This is a genomic window from Methylobacillus draconifructus (genome assembly GCF_045984385.1).
Taxonomy (GTDB): domain Bacteria; phylum Pseudomonadota; class Gammaproteobacteria; order Burkholderiales; family Methylophilaceae; genus Methylobacillus; species Methylobacillus flagellatus_A.
In genome coordinates, this window is record NZ_JBJQIJ010000010.1 from 1 (window position 1) to 5,461 (window position 5,461).

The 5,461-nt window shown below is 50.7% G+C and carries 2 tRNA genes and 3 rRNA genes; all 5 read left to right on the forward strand.

Annotation, left to right across the window (positions count from 1 at the left end):
- The first annotated feature begins 160 nt into the window (after nucleotides 1-160).
- The 5 genes from ACKF11_RS15250 (at nucleotide 161) to rrf (ending at nucleotide 5,454) form a co-directional block, all read left to right on the forward strand.
- Nucleotides 161-1,703: ribosomal RNA gene (locus ACKF11_RS15250) — 16S ribosomal RNA — on the forward strand.
- Between the two features lie 72 nt (nucleotides 1,704-1,775).
- A tRNA-Ile gene (locus ACKF11_RS15255) sits at nucleotides 1,776-1,852 on the forward strand.
- Between the two features lie 96 nt (nucleotides 1,853-1,948).
- Nucleotides 1,949-2,024, forward strand: a tRNA-Ala gene (locus ACKF11_RS15260).
- A 288-nt stretch (nucleotides 2,025-2,312) separates the two neighbouring features.
- Nucleotides 2,313-5,196 (forward strand): 23S ribosomal RNA (locus ACKF11_RS15265).
- Between the two features lie 144 nt (nucleotides 5,197-5,340).
- A 5S ribosomal RNA gene (gene rrf, locus ACKF11_RS15270) occupies nucleotides 5,341-5,454 on the forward strand.
- The 16S, 23S and 5S rRNA genes sit together here with 2 tRNA genes alongside, the layout of an rRNA operon.
- Nucleotides 5,455-5,461: the final 7 nt, after the last annotated feature.

Here is a 5,461-nt window from a genome sequence, read left to right on the forward strand (position 1 = left end):
GTGCAAAAGATACATAGTTAATGTGTATCCAAAACTCAACAAACAAGTGCTTAACACTTAAATGAAATCTGTAACTTTTTAAGTTACACCTAAGATTCATTTGAGATTAAGCCAAGCGATATACCGACCTCGAAAGAGGTCACAAGTAATAGTCGGAATTAAACTGAAGAGTTTGATCCTGGCTCAGATTGAACGCTGGCGGCATGCTTTACACATGCAAGTCGAACGGCAGCATGGAGTGCTTGCACTCTGATGGCGAGTGGCGAACGGGTGAGTAATATATCGGAACGTGTCCAATAATGGGGGATAACTAGTCGAAAGATTAGCTAATACCGCATACGCCCTGAGGGGGAAAGTGGGGGATCTTCGGACCTCACGTTAATGGAGCGGCCGATATCTGATTAGCTAGTTGGTGGGGTAAAAGCCTACCAAGGCGACGATCAGTAGCTGGTCTGAGAGGATGATCAGCCACACTGGGACTGAGACACGGCCCAGACTCCTACGGGAGGCAGCAGTGGGGAATTTTGGACAATGGGCGAAAGCCTGATCCAGCCATGCCGCGTGAGTGAAGAAGGCCTTCGGGTTGTAAAGCTCTTTCGCAAGGAAAGAAAACTTATCTACTAATACTAGATGAGGATGACGGTACCTTGATAAGAAGCACCGGCTAACTACGTGCCAGCAGCCGCGGTAATACGTAGGGTGCGAGCGTTAATCGGAATTACTGGGCGTAAAGCGAGCGCAGGCGGTTTTGCAAGTCAGATGTGAAAGCCCCGGGCTCAACCTGGGAACTGCGTTTGAAACTGCAAGGCTAGAGTATAGGAGAGGGAGGTAGAATTCCACGTGTAGCAGTGAAATGCGTAGAGATGTGGAGGAATACCAATGGCGAAGGCAGCCTCCTGGCCTAATACTGACGCTCATGCTCGAAAGCGTGGGGAGCAAACAGGATTAGATACCCTGGTAGTCCACGCCCTAAACGATGTCAACTAGTTGTTGGTGGAGTAAAATCCATTAGTAACGCAGCTAACGCGTGAAGTTGACCGCCTGGGGAGTACGGTCGCAAGATTAAAACTCAAAGGAATTGACGGGGGCCCGCACAAGCGGTGGATTATGTGGATTAATTCGATGCAACGCGAAAAACCTTACCTGGCCTTGACATGCCACTAACGAAGCAGAGATGCATTAGGTGCCCGAAAGGGAAAGTGGACACAGGTGCTGCATGGCTGTCGTCAGCTCGTGTCGTGAGATGTTGGGTTAAGTCCCGCAACGAGCGCAACCCTTGCCAATAATTGCCATCATTCAGTTGGGCACTTTATTGGGACTGCCGGTGACAAACCGGAGGAAGGTGGGGATGACGTCAAGTCCTCATGGCCCTTATGGCCAGGGCTTCACACGTAATACAATGGTCGGTACAGAGGGTTGCCAACCCGCGAGGGGGAGCTAATCTCAGAAAGCCGATCGTAGTCCGGATTGCAGTCTGCAACTCGACTGCATGAAGTCGGAATCGCTAGTAATCGCGGATCAGCATGTCGCGGTGAATACGTTCCCGGGCCTTGTACACACCGCCCGTCACACCATGGGAGTGGGTTTCACCAGAAGTAGGTAGCCTAACCGCAAGGAGGGCGCTTACCACGGTGGGATTCATGACTGGGGTGAAGTCGTAACAAGGTAGCCGTATCGGAAGGTGCGGCTGGATCACCTCCTTTCTAGAGTATGCCTTGCTTGCAAGCATTCACACTTATCGGTTGTTTAAAGAGCGCAACAAAGATTGGCCTTAAGGGTCTGTAGCTCAGCTGGTTAGAGCACCGTCTTGATAAGGCGGGGGTCGTTGGTTCGAGCCCAACCAGACCCACCAACGCATTATCAAGTGGACGAGTAGTACGAGGCGCGAATCTTCTCCGCATACTTTGGTATGTAAGAAGATGAGTAACGAAGTAATGCGAAGTTCAGAGGGGGATTAGCTCAGCTGGGAGAGCACCTGCTTTGCAAGCAGGGGGTCGTCGGTTCGATCCCGTCATCCTCCACCAACTCTTTGTTAAAAAGTTAGACATAAGCGCAGCGTGCTGTCTTTATGTCTGGCTTTTACAAGCTAGATTGATCTTTAACAAAATGGAAGAAGTAAAGAGAATGAAGTAAGACTTTGTGATGAGGTCTGAAACATTCAATGGGTAATTTGATTGCAGAAATCAAAACATTGAACAGCGTTGTTTTTTTAACGTGGTTCGATAGTGCTTTAGAAGCAGCCTATAACGGACTGACTACTACTCGTCAGTCATGTTCTTGAATTTAAAAGGGTTCAGGATTCAACGTTATAGGGTCAAGCGAATAAGTGCATGTGGTGGATGCCTTGGCGATTACAGGCGATGAAGGACGTGGTAGCCTGCGTAAAGTCTCGGGGAGCTGGCAAACAAGCTTTGATCCGGGAATGTCCGAATGGGGAAACCCACCCGCAAGGGTAACCCCCTCTGAATATATAGGAGGGCGGTGGCGAACCGAGTGAACTGAAACATCTAAGTAGCTCGAGGAAAAGAAATCAACCGAGATTCCGGAAGTAGTGGCGAGCGAACCCGGAAAAGCCTGTTACTTTTAGCATACGCGATAATAGAACGGAATGGAAAGTCCGGCCATAGTGGGTGATAGCCCCGTATATGAAATCCCGTATGTGGAACTAGGGTAACGACAAGTAGGGCGGGACACGTGAAATCCTGTCTGAACATGGGGGGACCATCCTCCAAGGCTAAATACTCGTAATCGACCGATAGTGAACCAGTACCGTGAGGGAAAGGCGAAAAGAACCCCGGGAGGGGAGTGAAATAGAACCTGAAACCGCATGCATACAAACAGTGGGAGCCTCGTAAGGGGTGACTGCGTACCTTTTGTATAATGGGTCAGCGACTTACATTCAGTAGCAAGCTTAACCGATAGGGGAGGCGTAGCGAAAGCGAGTCCGAATAGGGCGTTCAGTTGCTGGGTGTAGACCCGAAACCAAGTGATCTATCCATGGCCAGGATGAAGGTGCCGTAACAGGTACTGGAGGTCCGAACCCACTAATGTTGAAAAATTAGGGGATGAGCTGTGGATAGGGGTGAAAGGCTAAACAAACTTGGAGATAGCTGGTTCTCTCCGAAAGCTATTTAGGTAGTGCCTTGTGTCTCACTCTCGGGGGTAGAGCACTGTTATGGCTAGGGGGCTCATAAGAGCTTACCAAACCATGGCAAACTCCGAATACCGAGAAGTGCAATCACAGGAGACAGTCCATGGGTGCTAACGTCCGTGGACAAGAGGGAAACAACCCAGACCGCCAGCTAAGGTCCCTAATGACGTGCTAAGTGGAAAACGAAGTGGGAAGGCACAGACAGCCAGGAGGTTGGCTTAGAAGCAGCCATCCTTTAAAGAAAGCGTAATAGCTCACTGGTCGAGTCGTCCCGCGCGGAAGATGTAACGGGGCTAAGCACGTAACCGAAGCTGCGGATGCTAGTTTACTAGCATGGTAGGAGAGCGTTCTGTAGGCCTGCGAAGGTGTTCTGTGAGGAATGCTGGAGGTATCAGAAGTGCGAATGCTGACATGAGTAGCGATAAAGGGAGTGAAAAGCTCCCTCGCCGAAAGCCCAAGGTTTCCTGCGCAACGTTCATCGGCGCAGGGTGAGTCGGCCCCTAAGGTGAGGCAGAGATGCGTAGCTGATGGGAAACAGGTTAATATTCCTGTACTTACATATACTGCGATGTGGGGACGGAGAAGGTTAGGTCAGCCATCTGTTGGAATAGGTGGTTTAAGCGTGTAGGTTGATCTCTTAGGCAAATCCGGGAGGTTAAGACTGAGGCGTGACGACGAGTCTCCTTGTGAGACGAAGTGATTGATACCAAGCTTCCAAGAAAAGCCACTAAGCTTCAGGTATATGTGAACCGTACCGCAAACCGACACAGGTGGGCAGGATGAGAATTCTAAGGCGCTTGAGAGAACCCGGGAGAAGGAACTCGGCAAATTAGCACCGTAACTTCGGGAGAAGGTGCGCCCCGGTAGGGTGAAGGACCTCGCGTCCGGAGCTTGATGGGGTTGCAGTGAAAAGGTGGCTGCGACTGTTTAATAAAAACACAGCACTGTGCAAACACGAAAGTGGACGTATACGGTGTGACGCCTGCCCGGTGCCGGAAGGTTAAGTGATGGGGTGCAAGCTCTTGATCGAAGCCCCGGTAAACGGCGGCCGTAACTATAACGGTCCTAAGGTAGCGAAATTCCTTGTCGGGTAAGTTCCGACCCGCACGAATGGCGTAACGATGGCCACACTGTCTCCTCTCGGGACTCAGCGAAGTTGAAATGTTTGTGAAGATGCAATCTACCCGCGGCTAGACGGAAAGACCCCATGAACCTTTACTGTAGCTTTGCATTGGACTTTGACAAGATTTGTGTAGGATAGGTGGGAGGCTTTGAAGTAGGGACGCCAGTTCCTATGGAGCCATCCTTGAAATACCACCCTGATGTTGTTGAGGTTCTAACCTAGGTCCGTAATCCGGATCGGGGACCGTGCATGGTGGGCAGTTTGACTGGGGCGGTCTCCTCCCAAAGAGTAACGGAGGAGTGCGAAGGTAACCTAGGTACGGTCGGAAATCGTACTGATAGTGCAATGGCATAAGGTTGCTTGACTGCGAGACGGACAGGTCGAGCAGGTGCGAAAGCAGGTCATAGTGATCCGGTGGTTCTGTATGGAAGGGCCATCGCTCAACGGATAAAAGGTACTCTGGGGATAACAGGCTGATTCCTCCCAAGAGTTCATATCGACGGGGGAGTTTGGCACCTCGATGTCGGCTCATCACATCCTGGGGCTGTAGCCGGTCCCAAGGGTATGGCTGTTCGCCATTTAAAGTGGTACGTGAGCTGGGTTTAAAACGTCGTGAGACAGTTTGGTCCCTATCTGCCGTGGGCGTTGGAAGTTTGAGGGGGGCTGCTCCTAGTACGAGAGGACCGGAGTGGACACACCTCTGGTGGACCGGTTGTCACGCCAGTGGCATCGCCGGGTAGCTAAGTGTGGAAGAGATAAGCGCTGAAAGCATCTAAGCGCGAAACTTGCCTCAAGATGAGACTTCCCTTGTGCCTTGAGCACACTAAAGAGTCGTTCGAGACCAGGACGTTGATAGGTCGGGTGTGGAAGCGCAGTAATGCGTTAAGCTAACCGATACTAATTGCTCGTGAGGCTTGATCCTATAACCTTGAAACTTGAATCAAGGCGCTGACAAAGCAGCAATCAAAATACCATCTTTACTTCTTCTGTTTGTTGAAGACGAATTTGCTACGCAAATTCCATCAGATATCAGTGCATGTGCACCGCACATGGACTACCGGTTATGTCTGGCGGCCATAGCGAATTGGAACCACCCCTTCCCATCTCGAACAGGGCCGTGAAACGATTCCGCGCCAATGATAGTATGCACCTCGCATGCGAAAGTAGGTCACCGCCAGACTTTTATT